Annotated in this window: 18 protein-coding genes; 10 read left to right on the top strand and 8 right to left on the bottom strand. The window is 49.8% G+C overall.

Features of this window, described 5'->3' with window-relative positions; all coding sequences use genetic code 11:
- Positions 1-141: 141 nt before the first annotated feature.
- The 7 genes from ACYU8Y_RS27225 to ACYU8Y_RS27255 form a co-directional block, all read right to left on the bottom strand.
- Positions 142-1,674 carry a c-type cytochrome domain-containing protein gene (locus ACYU8Y_RS27225; RefSeq protein WP_460941374.1) on the bottom strand — a complete coding sequence of 511 codons (1,533 nt, stop codon included), beginning with the start codon at positions 1,672-1,674 and terminating at the stop codon, positions 142-144.
- A gap of 16 nt (positions 1,675-1,690) precedes the next feature.
- Positions 1,691-2,698: an NHL repeat-containing protein gene (locus ACYU8Y_RS27230; RefSeq protein WP_460941375.1), complete on the bottom strand. Its 1,008-nt coding sequence runs from the start codon at positions 2,696-2,698 to the stop codon at positions 1,691-1,693.
- Between the two features lie 226 nt (positions 2,699-2,924).
- On the bottom strand, positions 2,925-3,389 hold the full coding sequence (locus ACYU8Y_RS27235) for a DUF4890 domain-containing protein (RefSeq protein ID WP_460941376.1): 465 nt from the start codon (positions 3,387-3,389) through the stop codon (positions 2,925-2,927).
- Between the two features lie 117 nt (positions 3,390-3,506).
- Positions 3,507-3,989: a GAF domain-containing protein gene (locus ACYU8Y_RS27240; RefSeq protein ID WP_460941377.1), complete on the bottom strand. Its 483-nt coding sequence runs from the start codon at positions 3,987-3,989 to the stop codon at positions 3,507-3,509.
- Between the two features lie 22 nt (positions 3,990-4,011).
- The gene (locus ACYU8Y_RS27245) at positions 4,012-4,518 is read right to left on the bottom strand and encodes a hypothetical protein (protein WP_460941378.1); all 507 of its coding nucleotides are present in this window, start codon (positions 4,516-4,518) and stop codon (positions 4,012-4,014) included.
- Positions 4,519-4,592: 74 nt separating this feature from the next.
- On the bottom strand, positions 4,593-5,429 hold the full coding sequence (gene mreC, locus ACYU8Y_RS27250) for a rod shape-determining protein MreC (protein ID WP_460941379.1): 837 nt from the start codon (positions 5,427-5,429) through the stop codon (positions 4,593-4,595).
- Between the two features lie 118 nt (positions 5,430-5,547).
- Positions 5,548-6,573 (bottom strand): rod shape-determining protein, encoded by a 1,026-nt coding sequence (locus ACYU8Y_RS27255; protein WP_018619308.1) that lies wholly within the window; start codon positions 6,571-6,573, stop codon positions 5,548-5,550.
- A gap of 185 nt (positions 6,574-6,758) precedes the next feature.
- Between ACYU8Y_RS27255 and ACYU8Y_RS27260 the strand changes: the two genes are divergently transcribed.
- The 8 genes from ACYU8Y_RS27260 to ACYU8Y_RS27295 all read left to right on the top strand — a co-directional run bounded on the left by ACYU8Y_RS27260 (position 6,759) and on the right by ACYU8Y_RS27295 (position 16,302).
- Complete coding sequence (locus ACYU8Y_RS27260) at positions 6,759-8,261, top strand: GH3 auxin-responsive promoter family protein (RefSeq protein ID WP_460941380.1); 1,503 nt, start codon at positions 6,759-6,761, stop codon at positions 8,259-8,261.
- A 3-nt stretch (positions 8,262-8,264) separates the two neighbouring features.
- On the top strand, positions 8,265-8,576 hold the full coding sequence (locus ACYU8Y_RS27265; protein ID WP_460941381.1) for a nucleotidyltransferase family protein: 312 nt from the start codon (positions 8,265-8,267) through the stop codon (positions 8,574-8,576).
- 28 nt (positions 8,577-8,604) lie between these two features.
- Positions 8,605-9,003 (top strand): HepT-like ribonuclease domain-containing protein, encoded by a 399-nt coding sequence (locus tag ACYU8Y_RS27270; RefSeq protein ID WP_460941382.1) that lies wholly within the window; start codon positions 8,605-8,607, stop codon positions 9,001-9,003.
- Positions 8,996-10,168 carry a 1-deoxy-D-xylulose-5-phosphate reductoisomerase gene (locus ACYU8Y_RS27275; protein WP_460941383.1) on the top strand — a complete coding sequence of 391 codons (1,173 nt, stop codon included), beginning with the start codon at positions 8,996-8,998 and terminating at the stop codon, positions 10,166-10,168. The genes ACYU8Y_RS27270 and ACYU8Y_RS27275 overlap by 8 nt, the downstream gene beginning before the upstream one ends.
- A gap of 185 nt (positions 10,169-10,353) precedes the next feature.
- Positions 10,354-11,685: an RIP metalloprotease RseP gene (gene rseP, locus ACYU8Y_RS27280; RefSeq protein WP_460941384.1), complete on the top strand. Its 1,332-nt coding sequence runs from the start codon at positions 10,354-10,356 to the stop codon at positions 11,683-11,685.
- An 81-nt stretch (positions 11,686-11,766) separates the two neighbouring features.
- Positions 11,767-12,261 (top strand): DUF6702 family protein, encoded by a 495-nt coding sequence (locus ACYU8Y_RS27285; RefSeq protein ID WP_460941385.1) that lies wholly within the window; start codon positions 11,767-11,769, stop codon positions 12,259-12,261.
- Positions 12,262-12,435: 174 nt separating this feature from the next.
- On the top strand, positions 12,436-14,925 hold the full coding sequence (gene lon / locus ACYU8Y_RS27290) for an endopeptidase La (protein ID WP_460941386.1): 2,490 nt from the start codon (positions 12,436-12,438) through the stop codon (positions 14,923-14,925).
- A gap of 114 nt (positions 14,926-15,039) precedes the next feature.
- Entirely contained in the window at positions 15,040-16,302 is a 1,263-nt protein-coding gene (locus tag ACYU8Y_RS27295) for an AGE family epimerase/isomerase (protein WP_460941387.1), read from the top strand.
- 40 nt (positions 16,303-16,342) lie between these two features.
- Here the strand turns inward: ACYU8Y_RS27295 and murQ are convergent, their stop codons facing one another.
- Positions 16,343-17,152, bottom strand: a complete 810-nt coding sequence (murQ, locus tag ACYU8Y_RS27300) for an N-acetylmuramic acid 6-phosphate etherase (RefSeq protein WP_460941388.1) — start codon at positions 17,150-17,152, stop codon at positions 16,343-16,345.
- Between the two features lie 125 nt (positions 17,153-17,277).
- Here murQ and ilvD point away from each other — a divergent pair, with 125 nt between their 5' ends.
- A complete protein-coding gene (gene ilvD / locus ACYU8Y_RS27305) occupies positions 17,278-18,978 on the top strand; it encodes a dihydroxy-acid dehydratase (RefSeq protein ID WP_460941389.1) in 1,701 nt (566 codons plus the stop codon).
- 97 nt (positions 18,979-19,075) lie between these two features.
- Positions 19,076-20,842 carry a biosynthetic-type acetolactate synthase large subunit gene (ilvB, locus tag ACYU8Y_RS27310; RefSeq protein WP_460941390.1) on the top strand — a complete coding sequence of 589 codons (1,767 nt, stop codon included), beginning with the start codon at positions 19,076-19,078 and terminating at the stop codon, positions 20,840-20,842.

A 20,842-nucleotide genomic window follows, 5' to 3' on the forward strand; every position in this document is an offset into this window, starting at 1 on the left:
ATTATGAAACAGACTACAAAAGTAACCTCGGTAATGATGTAAAAATCGTACTATATTATCTTGTTGATAGTCTATTTTGCCCGTTTAATTTGAAGCAGATGTGTGACCTGCAAAGACCCGGGCCACAACGATGCCAGTTCGCTACCGTTTTTTCGACTCGCCATCTTTCGGCTCAAGTGGGGCCGCTTTGACAAAGTCGGCAACCGCCTGCTCATTGATACCGCCTACAACCTCTAGTTTAGGGAGAGCCGCTTTTAAAGCCGTGACGCCTTTCTCGGTCACGTTGGTTTGCCAGAGATAGACCGTTTTCAGGTTTTTCAGACCAGCGAGTTCGGTGAGTCCAGCGTCGGTGACTGCGGTTCCATACAAATTCAAATACTCCAGATTGGCTAACTGTTTTAACTGTTTCAGGCCCGCATCCGTCACCTTCGTCTCTTCCAGATGGAGTTTTTGTAAATTTTTCAACTTTGCAATCGATGCCAAGGCTGCATCGGAGATTTGCGTATCCCCCAGCTTAAGCCACACGATCTGATTGCTTAACTTTGGCAAGACGATGGCCTGCGCATCATTGAATGTTCGGGCATTAACAGCACTGACTTCGAGTTGATTTTGCTCTTTCGATAAGGGCAGTACCAGTAGGTTTGCCTTTTTCAATTCATCGACAATCTTCGGATCAGCGGCTGGTACTTTCATAATCAACACCGGCGACTCAGGAGCGGGACCCGATGCCACTTGTGTTCCTCCGGCTTCGAGCGGACCACCACCGGCCAGGGACGCCAGCACGGGACGGATGGCGTCATTGACGGCTAATTCGGCTACTTTTTTGTCGAAAGGGGCACCCTGATCAATCCACCAGGTTAGCAGGGCGATATCCTTCTCCTTCAACTGGAGTTTGCCTTTCGGCGGCATGTGGTGGTCGTCCTCTTCGGGCAACAGGCAAACCTTTACCAACTGACTCGTCTTACTTTTGCCTGCCACCAATACCGGGCCGTCTTCGTACCCTTTTTTAATCATGTCGGGTGTATCCAACCGCAATCCGGCCTTTGCTTTTCCCGCATTATGGCATTGCACACAGCGACTGTGCAAAATAGGGTTCACGATCTGCTGATACACCATCGCCTGATTGACATCCGTAATGGGCTGAAATACGACCTCTTTCTGCCTGGGTTGTCTACCGGCCAGCGTTCGCAGGGTCTCCGGCATATACTGAGTCAGATAATCCTCGCCATGGGTCAGGTTACCTCCCAAATGACCGGCCGCTAACAGCAGCAGCAACGATACGACCAGCGCTGGCAGGTACATGAGTGACGCAAAGGGCAAAATACGACCCAGGTTCTCGGACTTTACCGACCAGGCAAGCCACGCAAATACAGCGACGCCGATACCCTCCCACATGTGATTAGTTAGGGTCGCGGTTTCATAGCCTCCCCCAAGCGATAGCATATACCCAAACACACAGGCCAACGTGGCACTCACCGCCGACCAAAACAGGATCAGCGTGATGGTATGCGGACTTACGGAGTTTCGCCGGGTTAGCCGATCCAGTTCGAGTAGACCGGCAATGAGCAGAAAGCCGATAGGTAGGTGAACGATGAGCGGGTGAAAATGCCCCCAGAACAGCACCCAGTCGGCGGGAGATGTCGGCTTAGCTTGTAATAAAATCAGCTCATGCATACGTCAGGCTAGGGTATCAGGCAACACGCTCTAGTTTGATAGGATATGTTTTTTTAGATGCCCATTGAGCCACATACACGCTGTCGTCTTCATCCACCAGTACGTCATGCGGGTGTAGGAAGGGCGAGTTTTTAAGGTCTTTGCGCTGCTCGGCAAGCTTGTTATCCTGATAGACCGGGGCAGAGCCACCCGGCGTTGAAATCACCCGGTCGTTTTTATCCAGAATCTGAATGTAACCCGAGTCAGGATAGGAATCGGATGTACTCCGAAACACGGCCCCGTAAATATTGTCGCCATGAATAACCGGGCGGCAGATGTAGGAACCCGGCAGGGCAATGGTCGACACATATTTTCCGTCGAGCGTAAACCGCTTCAAGGCATTGTGCCGACGGTCGGTAATCAATAAGGTTGGATTGGTCGCTACGCGACGGTCGACAACAATGCCGTGGCAGCAATCGAATGTATCGTTACCCTCGCCTTTGCCACCCCAGTACCGAATGAGCTTACCCGTTCGATCATATTGGGTTACGTAGTTCAGGCCGTAACCATCCACGACATAAATATCCCCGTTGGCCGGATTGATAGCTGTTTCAGTAGGTTTATACTGGGATGGATAATCGTATTTGCCGGTTTCTTTTGGGTAGTCCAGCTTCATTAATTCGCGGCCTTTCAGGTCAGTTTTTATAACCTGATGCCGGTCGGTATCGCAAATGAGCAAGTACTGATCGTTTCCTTCTCCGCCCAGGGTCAACCCATGTCCACCGGGATAGCTGTGCCCCCAGGTTTCAAGCAACTTCCCCGATTTATCGTAAATAAGGATATTGTTTTTCGTCTCGTTGGTCAACAGAATGATCCGTCCTTTGGCATCCTGCACCATTTCGTGGCAATCGTTGACGGGATTCTTACCCGCATCCAGAACGCCCCAGCCCGGTACAACCCGATACCGGAAACCGTTGTGGCCAATCACGGTTGGCTCAGGATCAAACAGACCTGATTCAGCTGACACCTGTGTTGGAACTATCATACTAGAGGCTCCTATGAGCGCAGTTTGTTTAATAAATAGCCGACGGGATACGGGCGATGCCATGGAACGGTTAACCAGTTTTAACGAAAAGGAGAACGTATATAAATTTTACTGTAGACGAGGAGAGTAGGGGTATACCGCTGTCAAACCAAACGGGGCTGATGCCCAACGTTAAAGAACATTGAGTATCAGCCCCGTTTCAATGGAGACTTCGTTTAAATATGGCTCACTTTTGATCTTTGTCCTGATCGCCATTCGATGAACCGCGCCGACCGTGACGCATGCCGCCTTTGCCTTTCATAGATTCAACCTTAGCGAACTGATCAGGGGTGAGAATGCTTTTTAATGTAGCCTTGAAGTCGTCGGCGTTTGCTTTCATGGCCTGCGCTTTAGCCTTATTGTCGTCTGAGCTGGCCTGAATAGCATCTATTTTCTGAGCCCGGGTCAGTGCGGCATCGTACACCTTTTGCGACGTGGCCTGATCGAGTCCTAATTGCTGCGTCATACGATCAGTCATTTTCTTGGCACGAGTAGCCGGATCACCTTTCTGGTGCGGCTGCATGGTACCGTTTTTACCCATCCGACGGGTATTGGTCTGGGTGGGGGCATCGGGTGTAGCGGTTTGTTGCGCTAACAGGGGAAATGAAAACAGGGAGAGCAGCAATCCACTCAAAGCAATTTTCTTAATCATGGTTCTTCGTTGTTAAGTCCGAACCTAAGACGGCTGAGCAGAGCGATGGTTTAAGCACGGGCCAAACTTTAACGGCATCTTAACCACACAGATCGCGACGAAAGCCCCTTCTAGCGCTCAAAGCGCCGTGATCAAGGCGGCAATTTTTTCCAACTCCCGGGCATCAACTTCATTGAAGTCATTTAACAAATCGCTGTCTACGTCCAGCACCATTGCCACGTCGCCTGCCCGATCGAACACAGGCACGACGACTTCGGATCGAGAGGCTGAACTACAGGCAATATGTCCCGGAAACTGCTCAACATCGGGCACCAGAATGGTTTCCTGCCGTGTGTAAGCGGCCCCGCAAACGCCTTTATCAAAGGCTATTCGCGTACAGGCGATCGGTCCCTGAAAAGGCCCCAGAACGAGTTGATCCCCTTTTTTGAGATAAAACCCAACCCAGAAAAACCCAAAGGCTTCTTTGAGCGCAGCGGCAATATTTGCCAGGTTAGCAATCAGGTCAGGCTCGCCCTCTACGAGCGCAGTGAGTTGAGGAATCAGACTATCGTAAAGGGCCTGCCGGTCTCGTGTTTGAGGAAGTATGAGCGTTTCAGACATGCTATCGTGTGCGGATGAAGAATTAATTTCTGGTAAAAAACTGAATCAGAACAATGCTTACTGTCGTAAACAACGTGCTGGCGGCTACCCGAATGAGGGTTGGGATAAGCAACGTCAGGCTGCTCGCTTCGATGAAAAAGAGGGCCGTATGGTGAATAAACGCCAATATTAACACATACCGGAAAAAGGCACCGACACCCAGTTCCCGAAGCGAAAATTCAATACGCGTCTCCAGACCGGGAACGTCAATCTGAGAACGAACAATCAGTGGTCGGCAATAAGCCATTAACACAGAAGCAGCCGCGTGCATTCCCAATGTATTGTAAAACGTATCGACGATGATACCCGTCACGAACGCAATCAGCAGCAGCCAGGTCAGGCCAAGCTCATTTGGTAACAGCAAAATACAGGCGATATAGATAAAGCAGAAAGCATAATCGAACAGAACCAGATTTCGCACCAGCAGAATTTGCAGGATTAGGTACAACAAAAATAAAAGTGCCGTAGACAGAATTTCGCGCAGGGTCATTGTATAGCTCAGCCTGTCGGCCCGGGTAGGTCATTACGTTAGGTAAACGTTATAACAGATCACGAACGACAAGCTTATTTTTCCGTTTCAATTTGTTTTTCTAACTGCTCCTGCTCGTTTTGCAGGCGATTTTCGACGACATACACAAAAGACAAATTGCTGAAGTTGGTAGCCAGATTAAGCGTAATATCATGGAAAGTCTGGTTGGGCTGAACCCCAACTGTGCGAACGCGCCCCACCAGAATACCAGGCGGGAAAGTCGAATTGAATTGTGACGTTACAACCGAATCGCCTTTACTGACGGGTTTTGTGAGCGAAATATCATTCAGTTTAATCAGGTGTGGATCAACACCATCCCATTTGGCAGTGCCGGTTTCACCTGATTTTACCAATTGAGAGGACACCAGGTATTCAGAATGTAGAATAGATGTGATAACTGAAAAATGCCGGTTACAGACTTTCACCTTACCCACCACACCCGTTGGTGAAATAACGCCCATGCCAGGCCGGATACCATCGTCGGTACCTTTATCGATCGTTATGTAGTTATTAGCGAACTGCGTGGTATTATCAACCACTTTGGCTACCGAAAATTTAAACCGATCAGCAAAGGCCGAATCGGCCTGGTATTCGGCAGGGGCAACTGGTTTGCTCTGGAGTAACTTAGTCAGTTGTGTATTGAGTCGTTGGTTCTCCAGTGCCAGATCGGCATTGACCTGACGAAGACGTGCGTATTCATTAGCCGCATTTGATAAGGCCAATACTTTAGCCGAATACTGGTTCGAGGTGTTGAAGTACGTAACACTCCAGTAATTGCTGGTGTTGATGATAAAGTAAAAACAAAGTACTTCCAGCAACACAAACAGAATGAAGTTTCGGCTTCGAACGAAAAAATCGACTAATTCTCCCATTAGGTTAAAACGTAACGCAGGCGGTCGGCCACTGCCGGGAAAGCCCGTACGTTGTAGCGATAAATTTGTCTACGACGCGAAGGCTTTCCCGGCAGTGGCCGACCGCCTGGTTACCCGATTAGCTGATCAATACCGATCTGTACATTTCCAGATTCTTAATTACCTCGCCCGTACCTTTCACAACCGCCTTGAGCGGATCGTCGGCTACGTGAATAGGCAATTTGGTTTTGGCGCCCAGCCGTTTGTCGAGGCCATGCAGCAAGGCTCCGCCACCCGTCAGGTGAATACCATTGGTATAAATATCGGCGGACAATTCCGGTGGCGAAATTTCGAGGGCTTTCATGGTAGCCTCTTCAATTTTCGAAATGGATTTATCGAGCGCGTAGGCGATCTCGCTGTAAGTAACTTTGATCTCTTTGGGAATACCGGTCATCAAATCGCGGCCCCGGATTTCGTAATCGGCCGGTGGGTTATCGAGTTCAGGTAAGGCCGAGCCAACTTCCATCTTGATCTGCTCTGCCGACCGTTCGCCGATGAGCAGGTTGTGCTCCCGGCGCATATAATCCACGATATCGCGGGTAAACACATCACCCGCAATGCGGATAGATTGCTCGCAGACGATACCAGAAAGGGCAATTACCGCAATTTCGGTCGTCCCTCCGCCAATGTCGACGATCATTGTGCCGTTAGGCTGGGTGATGTCTATGCCAATGCCAATGGCTGCGGCAATGGGCTCGTGCACCATGTATACTTCTTTCGCACCGGCATGTTCAGCGGAGTCTTTAACAGCCCGCTTCTCAACTTCGGTAATGCCTGATGGAATGCAAATAACCATTCGGTGCGAAGGGGAGAACAGCTTGCTGCCCGTATCGATCATTTTTATCATGCCCCGAATCATCAGCTCGGCGGCTGTAAAATCGGCGATGACTCCGTCCTTTAACGGGCGAATTGTCTTGATGTTTTCGTTGGTCTTTTCGTGCATCTGCATGGCCTTGTGACCAATGGCCAGTACCTTGCCACTGACTTTGTCCATTGCGATGATCGAAGGCTCATCTACCACAATGCGATCTTTGTGAATGATCAGGGTATTCGCCGTGCCCAAATCAATAGCAATATCGCTGGTTAAAAAATTGAAAAGTCCCATTATAGGTTGACGCAGAACGCCTTATTACAAATACAGTTTTATTGAATGTGTGCAAAAATATAGATTATTAATCAGAATGATGAATAATGAATTATGAATCGTCCCGGCAATACAAGCTAAAGTTGCCTATCCATCATTTTTCGCTCATCATTCATCATTTAAATAAGCTTTACCTTTGTGCTACTATGGGAATTCGTTCGGTCGTCAGTAAGCCATTAGCCAAGTTTATCGTAGAGCGGCAGCAAGCCTGGATGTATCAGCCTGCCGAGGCTCAGCAACGCTGGTTTCAGCGCCTGATGGAAGGCGGTCGGGCTACTGTTTTTGGCCAGGACCATCACCTGAAGGAGGTACGCACCATCGCGGAGTTTCGGCAAGCCGTTCCTGTCCGCGATTATGAGGACCTGAAACCGTACATCGAGCAGATCTTAAGCGGGGGAACCGACGTGCTCTGGAAAGGAAAACCGCTGTATTTTGCCAAAACATCCGGCACCACATCGGGAACCAAGTACATTCCAATTACCCAGGATTCGATTCCAAACCATATCAATTCCGCCCGCGATGCGCTACTGAATTACATTAATGAAACGGGAAACGGAGCGTTTCTGGACAAGAAGCTGATTTTTCTATCGGGCAGCCCCGAACTGACCCAAAAAGCGGGCATCAACATTGGCCGGCTTTCGGGCATTGCCAATCACCACGTTCCGGCTTATCTGCGCACGAACCAGTTGCCTAGTTATGAAACCAATGTCATTGATGACTGGGAAACCAAACTGGAACGCATCATCGATGAAACGCTGACCCAGCCGATGTCGCTCATTTCGGGCATTCCCCCCTGGGTGCAGATGTATTTCGACCGGATTCAGGAACGAACGGGCAAGTTAATCAACGATGTTTTCCCGGACTTTTCGGTATTTGTGTACGGTGGCGTCAACTTTGAGCCTTACCGCGCCAAACTGTTCGATAGCATCGGCAAGCGAATAGACTCGATTGAAACCTATCCGGCATCGGAAGGATTCATTGCGTTTCAGGATAGTCAGACGGAAGAGGGATTACTCCTTCTGGTGAACAGTGGCATCTTTTTCGAGTTCATTGCGGCCGACGAATACTTTACCGACAATCCGCGCCGGTTAACGATTGACGAGGTGGAGCTCGGCAAAAATTACGCGGTGATCATTAACAACAACGCCGGGTTATGGGGTTATTCGCTCGGTGATACCGTCAAGTTTGTGTCGCGGGAGCCGTACCGGCTCCTGGTAACGGGGCGTATCAAACACTTTATCTCGGCTTTCGGTGAGCACGTGATTGGTGAAGAAGTGGAAAAAGCCTTGCAGTTTGCCATGCAGAAACACCCCGAAACCGAAGTGGTCGAGTTCACTGTCGCGCCGATGGTTAGCCCGCGAGAAGGCTTGCCGTATCACGAATGGCTGGTCGAATTTGCCACACCCCCGCACGATGCACGTGCTTTTGCCCAGGACGTAGACAACCGCCTGACCGAACTAAACGTATATTATGATGACCTGATCACGGGTTCTATTCTGCAACCCTTAAAACTAACCAGTCTGCCCCGTGGTGCTTTTCAGCGGTACATGAAATCGCAGGGCAAGCTGGGCGGCCAGAATAAAGTGCCGCGCCTGGCAAACGACCGGAAGATTGCGGAGGGGTTACTCGAGATTGGACAAACGGCGTAAGCGATGGAAGCACCAGTTGTTAATCAGGCCTATATTTTAGAAACGCTCAGCGCCAACCGCGACCGTTTACGGGTAGAATTTGGCATTGAGCGTATTGGCTTATATGGCAGTTTCGCTCGGAACGAACAAACGGAGAAGAGTGATATTGATTTGGTGTATGATCTGGAAAAGGGGCGAACCTTGCCTTGGTCTCAAAAGGATCATCTTTACCGCATCCTTTATCATCAGTTCCACAGAAAGTTAGACTTGGTCGACAGCCGATTTATGAATCCATTTATAGAGTACAAAATGGAAAAAGACGTGATCTATGTATAGTGATAATAACTTGGTATATATTTTCACTATGCTTGAATGCGTTGAGAAAATTTTCATTTATGCTGGCGATTATTCAACTGCAGAAGAATTGGTCTGGACAAATGATCAGCGAGATTATAACGCCATATGGGCGCTGCTGCTGGTTGTAGGCGAAGAGTCTAAAAAGATAAACAGCGCTTTAAAGGAAGAATATTCAGATATACCTTGGCAAAATGTGGCCGATATGCGTAACTATATGGCACATGATTATCGAGGTATTGACCACGAACGAATTTGGGAGGTAATCAAAATTCACTTGCCTAGTCTTAAAGGTGTCCTACTATCTATGGTTGACAAAGTTGCTTATGACCAGCAAATGTTAATCAGAGCTTTGGACTCCCCTTGCTACCGGCATATTCAGTACCTGCGCGAAAAACTAAATGACTGACATAAAAAAACGCCATATCGCCATCCTCGGCTCTACGGGTTCTATTGGAACCCAGGCCGTCGACGTGATAAAATCCCATCCCGACCAATTCCAAGTTGAGGTGCTGACCACCAACAACAATGCCGATCTGCTCATTCAGCAGGCCGTTGAGTTGAAACCGAATGTTGTGGTAATCTGCAATGAAGATCGCTACGATCAGGTGTTCACGGCCCTCGATCCGCTGGGCATCAAAGTTTATGCCGGAGCCAAAGCCATCGCGTCGGTCGTGCAGATGGATACCATCGACATGGTGTTGACCGCCATGGTGGGCTACGCGGGTTTGCTGCCTACCATCAACGCCATCGAAGCGGGGAAAGCCATTGCGCTGGCTAATAAAGAAACGCTGGTGGTGGCGGGCGAACTCATTACCCGCCTGGCCGCCCAAAAAGGCATCAACATTTACCCGGTCGATTCGGAACACTCGGCAATTTTCCAGTGTCTGGTGGGTGAGTTTCATAACCCAATCGAGAAAATCATTCTGACGGCATCTGGTGGGCCTTTTCGGGGGAAGACACCGGAATTTTTAGCGACGGTCACAAAAGCCCAGGCGCTCAAGCACCCAAACTGGACGATGGGTGCCAAAATTACCATCGACTCCGCCACGCTGATGAACAAGGGCCTGGAAGTCATTGAAGCCAAATGGTTATTTGGCCTGACCGCTGAGCAGATTGAGGTCGTCGTTCACCCGCAGAGTATTATTCATTCGCTGGTGCAGTTTGAAGACGGCAGCCTGAAAGCACAAATGGGCCTGCCCGATATGCGCCTACCCATTCAGTTTGCGTTGGGCTATCCAAATCGTCTGAAATCTGATTTTCCCCGCTTCAACTTTATGGATTATCCGTCCCTGACGTTCGAGCAGCCCGACCTCAAAACGTTTCGCAATCTGCAGCTTGCTTTCGATGCCCTGAAACGGGGCGGCAATGCGGCTTGCATCGTCAACGCGGCCAACGAAGTAGCGGTCGATGCTTTCCTGCACGATCAGGTTAGTTTTCTGGAGATTTCAGAAATTATCGAGTCCTGTTTGATCAAAGCAACCTTTGTGGAACAGCCGACTTACGATGACTACGTTCGTACCGACGAAGAAACCCGTCGACTCGCTACGGAGCGAATTAAAACTTTGGTTTAGCTGTTTGTATTGTATCGACCACACACAACGTTTTAACTTACGTGACTTACTGGATTTGGTTTATCATAGGTATTGTGCTCGGCATTATCTTATTTCGCGCCCTCAAAAGCCGACGCTAAGTAACGTCTCGTTTTTAATCCTCACATTAGCATTATCACCACGGTCCGCCATAGCGGTTAAACTACATGGAACCTAAGTATTTAGAAATTTTAATAATGGCGGGTCAGCTCATTCTGGGCTTGTCCATCCTGGTTGGCTTGCACGAATTAGGTCATTTATTGGCTGCCAAGGCCTTTGGCATGCGCGTTGAGCAGTATTTTATTGGCTTTCCTCCCAAAGTGTGGAGTATTAAACGGGGCGAAACGGAATATGGTCTCGGCGCCATTCCGCTGGGCGGCTTTGTGAAAATTTCGGGCATGATCGACGAATCGCTCGATACAGCCCATACCGATACGGAACCCCAACCGTACGAGTTTCGCGCCAAGCCCGCCTGGCAGCGTCTGATTGTCATGCTGGGTGGCATTATCGTCAATGTGATTGTCGGTATCCTGATTTTCGTGATTATCGCTTATAAAAACGGCAATACGTATCTGGCCGCCAAAGACGCTAAGTATGGTATCGTTGCGTACGACCTGGCCAAGAGCATCGGCTTACAAACAGGGGATAAAATCCTGAAGGTCAATGGGAAGACAATCTCCGACTTCAATGAGATTCGTAGTTCAGACGTATTTCTTGGGAATAACAGTTCGTACACGATTGAGCGGAATGGTAAACTGGAAGACATTTTCATTCCGAACAACTTTGTCGATAAACTAGCCGACAAGAAGGCCGCAGGTCAGTTTATTGAGCCTATCGAGCCCTTCAAAGTAGCGGAATTGGTGCCGGGTCAACCAGCGACCAAAGCGGGCCTGAAAGCAGGAGACATCATTACGAGCGTCAACGGCAAGCCAATCCGGTTCTACCACGAATTTACGGACATCGTAAAGCCGCTCAAGAATACACAACTAACACTGGGTATTAACCGGAATGGTCAGCCAAAGACGCTTACCGTTAAAACCACAGCCGACGGTACGATTGGTTTTTATCCTGAGTTTTTACTGCCCTTAACGAAGCAGGAATACACCTTCGGCGAAGCGATGGTCGTTGGGAGTAAAAAGGCATTCCAGGTCGTATACGACAACATCAAAGGGTTTGGCAAAATATTCCGGGGTGAAGTCTCTGCCTCAAAAGCCTTGAGCGGCCCCATTGGTATTGCGCAAAATCTTTTCGGTGGGGTCTGGCTCTGGGATCGCTTCTGGACGGTTACCGGCGTACTCTCCATGGCACTTGCGTTTATGAACGCTCTGCCGATTCCTGCCCTTGATGGTGGACACGCTACGATTTTGAGCTACGAAATCATTTCGGGCCGTAAGCCGTCTGATCGTTTTCTGGAAGGAGCCCAAAAAGTCGGTATGGTTATTCTGCTGGGCTTAATGGCTTTTGCTATCTTCAATGACGTTTTCAAGGCCGTTTTTTAATCAACTGATTACACGGGCACAACGCTATTCAGCTGAGGTTGGGTAGCGTTGTGTTCGTTGTAAAGCAACCCTGTGTTTTCTGTGCTAACAAAAATAGTCAGCGGTATTTTACTGCTTAGCCTGATGGCTAGCCGACCGGCGCATGATTTTCACGCCAGTGTAACGCAAATGCAATACAATGCAAAAGAGCGAGCTTTCGAAATCAGTATCCGGATATTTACCGATGATTTTGAGAAAACGCTGGCTGAAGCGTCTAAGAGTAAAGTCAACCTGAGTGGACCCGGAAAACAGGACCCGTTGATCGAAAAATATGTACTGTCACATTTTTCATATGTAAACTCGCAGAAGCAAATCAAGCCCATTAAATATGTAGGCTATGAAGTTGAGACAGATGCCCACTGGATTTATCTGGAAATGCCCCTCGCCGAGCCCTTTCGGGGTGGTTTATTGAAGCAGAATGTCTTGATGGAAATGTTTGACGATCAGGTAAATATGGTTAATGTTCAGTATCAGGGCCACAAAAAAACCTTTGTCTTCCGTAAAAATCAGCCCATTCAGGACATTTCAATCGAATAATAAATTTATAGGCTACTAAGTAGCCTAATTAGTTAGTTTTGTTATTGTAACGACAGGTCCGCCAGTTCGTCACAAGATCATGATTGGCACGGACCTTGCGAATATCCCGTACTCCCTGCCTTTCCCATAATTCAGGCACCAAATATTCAATGCTGCCAAGCTGGCAGTGTACTTATGCATTCAGACCAAGATTTAGCTACCCGCTTGTTGATGACCGATTTCGATTCGGACAATTTAGAGATTGTACCGCTTGGGTCGCCAGAAGGGTTAGATGATGATTACGAATTACCAGCCAACCTGCCGATTCTGCCCGTTCGAAACACGGTTTTGTTTCCGGGTATGGTTATTCCCGTTACGGTTGGCCGCTCAAAGTCGATACGATTAGTTAAAAAGGCATATAAAGGAAACCGGATTATAGGTGTAGTAGCGCAGCTGAATCAGCAGAAGGATGAACCAACGGCCGATGATCTTTACCGCTTTGGCACGGTCGCTTACATCATAAAAATGATTACGCTGCCCGATGGCAACATTACCATTATCATCCAGGGTAAGAAGCGATTTGAAATTCAGCAGTTTACGCAGGAGGAGCCGTTTATGACGGCTCAGGTTCGCCAGATTGACGACTCCTTTACGAACGTGAACAAGAAAGAAGGCAAAGCGCTGCTTCAATCGCTGAAAGATGCTGCCTACAAAATGCTGCGTCTCAATCCGGAAATTCCGCAAGAGGCTCGTATCGCACTCGATAATATAGAAAGCCCAACGTTTCTGTTACACTTTCTGTCGTCGAATGTCAACGCCGATGTCGCCGATAAACAACGCCTTTTAGAAACGCTCGAAGGACACCAGCAAGCGAATCTGCTGCTCGAATTTATGCTTCGGGAGGTTCAGTTGCTCGAACTTAAACGTGAAATTCAGTCTAAAGCGTCATCGGACCTCGACCAGCAACAGCGCGATTACTACCTGCGTCAGCAGATGAAGGTGTTGCAGGATGAGCTGGGCATGGAAAACCCCGACCGCGAGATTGATGAGCTGCGGATCAGGGCCGATCGTAAAAAGTGGCCCGCCGAGGTTCGCTCCCATTTTGATAAAGAACTTACCAAGTTACAGCGTATCAATCCAATGGCGCCGGAATATCCGGTAACCATGAATTATGTTGAGCTGATGGTCGACCTGCCCTGGAATGAATACACCAAGGACAACTTCGATCTGAAGCGGGCGCAAAAAATTCTGGATACCGACCATTTCGGCCTGGAAAAAGTGAAAGAGCGGATTATTGAATATCTCGCCGTTCTGAAACTGAAAAACGACATGAAAGCCCCAATTCTGTGCCTTTATGGCCCTCCGGGCGTGGGTAAAACCTCACTGGGAAAATCGGTAGCTAAGGCCCTGGGCCGTAAATACAGCCGTATGGCGCTGGGTGGTGTTCATGATGAAGCCGAGATTCGCGGCCACCGGAAAACGTACATTGGTGCTATGCCGGGCAAAGTCATTCAGAACATCCGTAAGTGCGGCACGGCCAACCCGGTATTTATTCTGGATGAAATCGATAAGGTGAGTTCTGATTTCCGGGGCGATCCATCGTCAGCCTTACTCGAAGTACTGGACCCGGAGCAGAACTCGACGTTTATGGACAACTACCTCGAAACGGAATTCGATCTTTCGCGGGTATTGTTCATTGCCACGGCCAACTCGCTCGACACCATTCATCCCGCCCTGCGCGACCGGATGGAAATCATTGACATTGCGGGCTATACAGTTGAAGAGAAAGTTCAGATCGCGAAGAAGTACCTGATTCCAAAGCAACGCCGGGATCATGGCTTAAAGCCCAAAGATCTGGTGTTCGACGATAAAGCCGTTCTGCGCATTATTGAAGGCTACACCCGCGAATCGGGCGTTCGGAATCTGGAACAGAAAATTGGCGCCCTCATCCGTAAGGTTGCCAAATCCATTGCGATGGAAGAGGAATACAACCATACCATTAAGGTGAGCGATATTCCCAAGATGCTGGGTGCCGAAATCTTCGACAAAGAACTGTATGCCGACGATGACATTGCCGGTGTCGTTACGGGTCTGGCCTGGACGCAGGTCGGGGGGGAAATCCTGCTGATTGAGTCGAGTTTGAGTCGGGGCAAAGGTGTACTGACGTTATCAGGTCAGCTTGGTGATGTGATGAAGGAGTCGGCGATTACGGCACTTTCCTACCTAAAAGCCCATGCCGATGAACTGGGGATTGACTATCGTATTTTTAATCATTACGATCTGCACATTCACATTCCGGCCGGTGCTGTTCCGAAGGACGGGCCTTCAGCCGGGATCACAATGCTTACGTCGATGACCTCCATCTATACACAGCGCAAGGTTAAGCCATATCTGGCAATGACTGGCGAGGTGACGCTCCGGGGTAAAGTGCTGCCCGTAGGTGGTATCAAAGAGAAAATTCTGGCAGCCAACCGGGCGGGTATCAAAGAGTTGATTCTCTGCTCGAAAAACCGCAAAGACATCGAGGAAATCAACCCGTCGTACATTAAAGATCTGATTTTTCACTATGCCGATACCGTCGATCAGGTTCTCGATATAGCTTTGCTTCCGGGTAAAGTTGGCAAGCCGATGAAGTTCATCCTGCCCGAAGAAAAGGAGCAACGCGAAGTAGAAAAAGTATATTGATTTACCTTTCCAGGAACGCGGGTCAGATGAATCTCGCGGATTAGTACGGATTTTAAAGTAACATTTATCCGTAGGTCCGCGAAATTCACCTGATCCGCGTTCTATATTTATACCGTGCTTGATTTTCAGAAACTATCCGCCACCTACCAACAGGCCTTGTTAAGGCAGGTCGTGCCCTTCTGGCTGAACAGCAGCCGGGATGAACAATGTGGAGGCTACGTTGATCTGCTGTCAGCAACGGGCGAACGAATAGAAGGCGACAAATTTGTGTCCCTGCAGGCTCAGCAAGTGTGGACTTTTGCCTGGCTTTATACAACCCTCGACGGCCAGCCGACCTGGCTCGACCATGCCAGTCATGGAGCCAGCTTTCTCAGTCAGTTTGCCCACGATGATTCACTGGCCTGCTACGCCCAACTCGACCGACGCGGTCGGCCAGTTTCCCAATCCGCAGACCTTGTTCCAGCTAGTTTTGCGGTTATGGCGTACGCACACATGCACCGCGCAACCAAGCAGGATGAATGGGCCATGTTGGCAAAACAAGCTTATTCAAGTGCACTTGAGCACCGGGCCAACGTTCATACGGAACAAACTAGTACGCTTGGTGGCCTCCGGCAAATACGGCACCTGGGCGAAACGGCAGCGGTTCTGAAAATGGTTTTGACCATGCAGCCGTTGCTGGCCGAGGATAGCTGGAAACAAACGGTAGACCTTGTCATGCAGGATATTCTGCACGGTTTTATCGACCGACGGACAGACACCCTCCGCGAATTTATCCTACCCGACGGTGCCTTTTTGAACACGCCGGAGGGCCGACGTCTGAACGTTGGACTTTCCTTCCAAACCGCTTGTTATCTACTCGACTTTTACGCCGAGAGCACATCTGCCAAGACGGGATCCCTCATCAACAACAATCGTCGGTCAGCCCTGTCAGTCGTCACCTGGTGTCTACGTCTTTGTGAACAGGCATGGGACGAAGCCAGCGCGGGCTTAAACCAGTATGTCGATTTCAAACAGCAGGCATTTATTTTCCCCGACTGGCAGCACAAGTGGGCCTGGGTTCAGTTGGAAGCGCTGTCAGCCCTGTTAAAAGGATACGAGCACACGCGCCATCCCGACTGCCTAAAATGGTTTAAACGGATACACGATTATACCTTCCAGCACTTTCCTGATCCAAAACAGACGGGTTGGTTTCTAGTGCTCGATCAGCACACGCAGCCAGTACTAACCGCTAAAGCTACGCCAACGGTCGGTTGTTATTCGCTAATTCGTTGCATGGCCGAAGTGGGAATGTTATTAACAACCCTTGATCAGCCAAAAGAATGGAGGAGCCGGGCGGGCATCCCGCTGCACTCAAAGCGTTCCACCGAACAGGCATAACCGATAAATCCTGCTTTCGAGGCCGTCCCTTACGGTCTATTTATTTTCCAGCCTGAGCGAAGCCATCGATGGCTCCACGGACGTTCCCGAATTTAGCCAGTAAGGCTTCGGCCTGTTCCCGGCTAACGCCAATTTCATCCATGACCATCTTGGCGGCCCGATCCTGTAATTTAATATTAGTCAACATCATATCGACCATTTTATTGCCTTTCACGCGCCCCAGCTGAATCATGACCGAAGTTGAAATCATATTCAAAACAAGCTTCTGAGCCGTTCCGGCTTTCATCCGCGTACTGCCCGTTACGAATTCCGGCCCTGTAACTACCTCCACTGGAAATTCGGCCGCCTGTGCCACTGCCGAACCGGCATTACAAACGATACAACCCGTTAAAAGACCCGCTTTCCGGGCTTCATTCAACCCACCTATTACATACGGCGTGCGACCCGACGCAGCAATACCAATCACTGTGTCGGTCGAATCAGGTTGATAAGGCGCAATATCTTTCCAGGCTTGTTCTGCATCATCTTCGGCGTATTCAACGGCTTTTCGAATGGCTCCATCACCGCCAGCCATTAACCCAATAACCAGGTCATGCGGCACGCCATACGTTGGTGGACATTCCGACGCATCGACGACACCCAATCGACCACTGGTACCAGCGCCAATATAAATAAGTCGCCCTCCCTTACGCATGCGATCAACGATCTGCGTCACCAGCGCTTCAATTTGCGGAATTGCCTGTTCGACAGCCAGGGGTACCGTTTTGTCTTCTTTATTGATATTGAGCAGCAAGTCATGAACCGACATTTGCTCCAGATGATCGTAATGGGAAGTTGTTTCAGTTGTCATACCCCAAAATTAATACAGCCAGATCCTAGCGAACAAATAATGCGTTTTTTCTTGCCTTTTCCATAAACATCGGCTTTATTTACGGCGTTATTACACTATCAGCGAAATTTCGCTAAATGTTAAATATGATTACCGAGCAGCCGACAACCGAACTCAACCGATTTAGCCGTACTCTGACCCAGGAGATAAGTAATCCAGCCGCAAAAGCCATGCTCTACGGAGTTGGCCTGAGCGAGGACGATATGCAGAAACCCCAAATTGGCATAGCCAGCACGGGCTATGAGGGTAATACCTGCAATATGCACTTGAACGGCTTGTCGGTCTACGTAAAGCAGGGAATTCAGGCCAGTGGCCTAGTCGGGCTGATTTTTAACACGATCGGTGTATCCGATGGTATGACCAACGGGAATGATGGCATGCGCTATTCGCTGCCCAGCCGGGATCTGATCGCCGATTCTATTGAATCCGTTGTGGCCGCTCAGTGGTACGATGGTGTAGTGACGGTAGTTGGCTGCGACAAAAACATGCCGGGTGCCGTTATGGCGATGGCTCGCCTTGATCGGCCGGGTATCATGGTATATGGGGGTACGATTCGTTCGGGCCATTATAAAGGACAAAAGCTAGACATTGTCTCTGCTTTCGAAGCACTGGGCAAAAAATACGCGGGTAATATATCTGACGAAGATTACGAAGGCGTCATTAAAAACTCCATTCCGGGGGCCGGTGCCTGTGGTGGCATGTATACGGCCAATACGATGGCCAGCAGTATTGAAGCAATGGGCCTGAGTTTGCCTTTTAGCAGCACTTACCCAGCTACGCACGAAGGCAAGCAGGAAGAATGTAAGAAAATTGGCGCGGCCATGCGGCTGTTGCTGGAACGCAACATTACGCCCGCGGAGATCATCACTCGTAAATCGCTCGAAAACGCGCTAACGATTGTAATGGCACTCGGTGGTTCGACCAATGCCGTACTGCACTACCTGGCGATTGCACGAGCGGCTGGTATTACGCTGACGCTCGACGAGATTCAGGCGATCAGCGATCGAACCCCCTTATTGGCTGATTTAAAACCGAGCGGCAAATATTACATGGAGGATATGCTCGCGATTGGGGGCGTGCCGGCCGTGATGAAATACTTATATCAGAACGGATTTATTCACGGGGAGTGCATGACCGTTACGGGTAAAACAGTAGCCGAAAACCTGGAAGAAGCACGCGATTTAAATTTTGATACGCAAAAGATTGTCTTCCCCCTGAGCAAGCCAATCAAAGCAACGGGGCATATTCAGATTATGCGAGGCAACCTATCGCCAACCGGCGCCGTTGCCAAGATCACAGGCAAAGAAGGGCTTCGATTTGATGGCATAGCCAAAGTGTGCGAGCATGAAGGCGAAGTGATCGATGCTCTTCAAAAAGGCGAAATTCTGCCTGGTCAAGTCCTTGTCATACGTAACGCTGGCCCCAAAGGCGGCCCAGGCATGAGCGAAATGCTGAAACCAACCTCCGCCATTATGGGCGCAGGCCTCGGCGATAAAGTAGCGCTGATTACCGACGGCCGCTTTTCGGGTGGTACTCACGGCTTCGTGGTGGGTCACGTTACGCCGGAAGCGTTTGAAGGCGGGCCAATTGCCCTCGTCCATGATGGTGACCGGATCACGATCGACGCTGTTAGCCGCGAACTGACGCTTCACATTTCGGACGAAGAGATGGCGCAGCGCAAAAGCGACTGGCAGAAACCCGCTCCCCTTTTCTCGAAAGGTGTGCTAGGTAAATACATCCGCAATGTAAAATCAGCGAGTGAGGGTTGCGTAACGGATGAAATGTAAAAACAGATTTTCCACCCACTACTGGACCGTGGGACTTAAATCTATTACCAACAGTAAGTCAACAAACTGAATACAACGCTAAAATTGACCATACATCATGGAAGCAATCGCCAGTATTAAACCGGAAACCGCTCACGCAGTGGAGGCTGCCCCAGTGGACGCGCCGGCTCCTACATACATCAACGGCTCGCATGCCCTGATGAAAGCCCTGTTGGCCGAAGGCGTAGATACCATTTTTGGTTATCCTGGTGGAGCCATCATGCCCGTCTATGATGCCCTTTATGACTACCAGGAGCAGATAAATCATATTCTGGTGCGTCATGAGCAGGGGGCTGGTCATGCGGCCCAGGGTTATGCCCGTGTAACAGGCCGGGCGGGCGTTTGCCTGGTCACATCTGGTCCAGGGGCCACCAATCTGGTGACAGCCATTGCCGATGCCCTGATCGACTCTACGCCCCTGGTTTGTCTGGTTGGTCAGGTTGGCAAAAAATTATTAGGTACGGATGCCTTCCAGGAAGCCGATGTTATGGGCGTTACCATGCCGATAACCAAATGGAACTACCAGATTACGGATGCCGACGAAGTGCCCGATATCCTGTCTAAAGCCTTCTATATCGCGCAATCCGGCCGGCCGGGTCCTGTCCTGATCGATATGACCAAAAGTGCTCAACTGGAGTTAATGACCAAGCCATACGTGTACGAGCGCTGCCAGAGTCTGGTGAGCTACCGGCCACGGCGCATCCCCAAACAGGAGCAGGTCGAAGCGGCAGCCGCCTTGATCAACTCAGCAAAACGGCCCTACATTCTCGTAGGGCACGGTGTACAGATCGCCAAAGCGGAAGATGAACTACGTGAGCTCGCCGAAAAAACGGGGATCCCTGTTGCAACGACCTTACTGGGGCAGTCCACCATTCCTACCAATCACCCCCTTTACGTTGGCTGGCTGGGCATGCATGGGAACTACGGCCCGAATGTAATGACCGATCAGGCCGATGTAATCATTGCTATCGGAATGCGCTTCGACGACCGGGTAACGGGGGATGCCAGCAAATACATTAAACAGGCCAAAGTCGTCCACATCGAAATCGACCCGTCAGAAATTGATAAGATCATTCGCGCCGACGCGCCCGTTGTTGGCGATGCCAAAGAAGTTATAAAAGCCTTGTTACCGCTTGTAAAGCCCAATGATCACACCATTTGGCGGAATGAGTTTCGCAAGTATGACGCCATCGAAAACGAAACCATTACGATTCCTGAGTTAACCAATACGGATGGGAAGATTCGAATGGCCGAAGTGATCGACATGCTATCCACGAAAACCAAAGGTGAAGCTATTCTGGTGACCGATGTGGGGCAGCACCAAATGATGGCCTCCCGGTACTATCAGTTTCGGCGGCCCAATAGCCTGGTCACTTCGGGTGGGATGGGTACGATGGGGTTTGCCTTACCAGCCGCCTTTGGCGCACAGGTGGGCGCTCCCGACCGGCAGGTCGTCGCCGTTATTGGCGATGGCTGTTTTCAGATGACCTTGCAGGAGCTTGGCACCATTGTGCAGAACAAGCAGCCCGTGAAGGCCATCATTCTGAACAACAACTTCCTCGGCATGGTACGCCAGTGGCAGCAGCTCTTTCATGAGCGCCGTTATTCGTTTGTTGAGCTACAAAATCCCGATTTTATTACCATCGCCCGCGGCTTTGGTATGGATGGACAAACCTGTGATGAACGAGCTAATCTCTCCGATGCCCTCGATACACTCCTGGCTAACGATGGACCATTTCTGCTCGAAGTGATCGTCGAAAAAGAAGAGAACGTATTTCCGATGGTGCCCGCCGGAGCCAGTGTTTCGCAGATCAGACTGAAATAA

It is taken from the genome of Spirosoma humi (assembly GCF_054776575.1).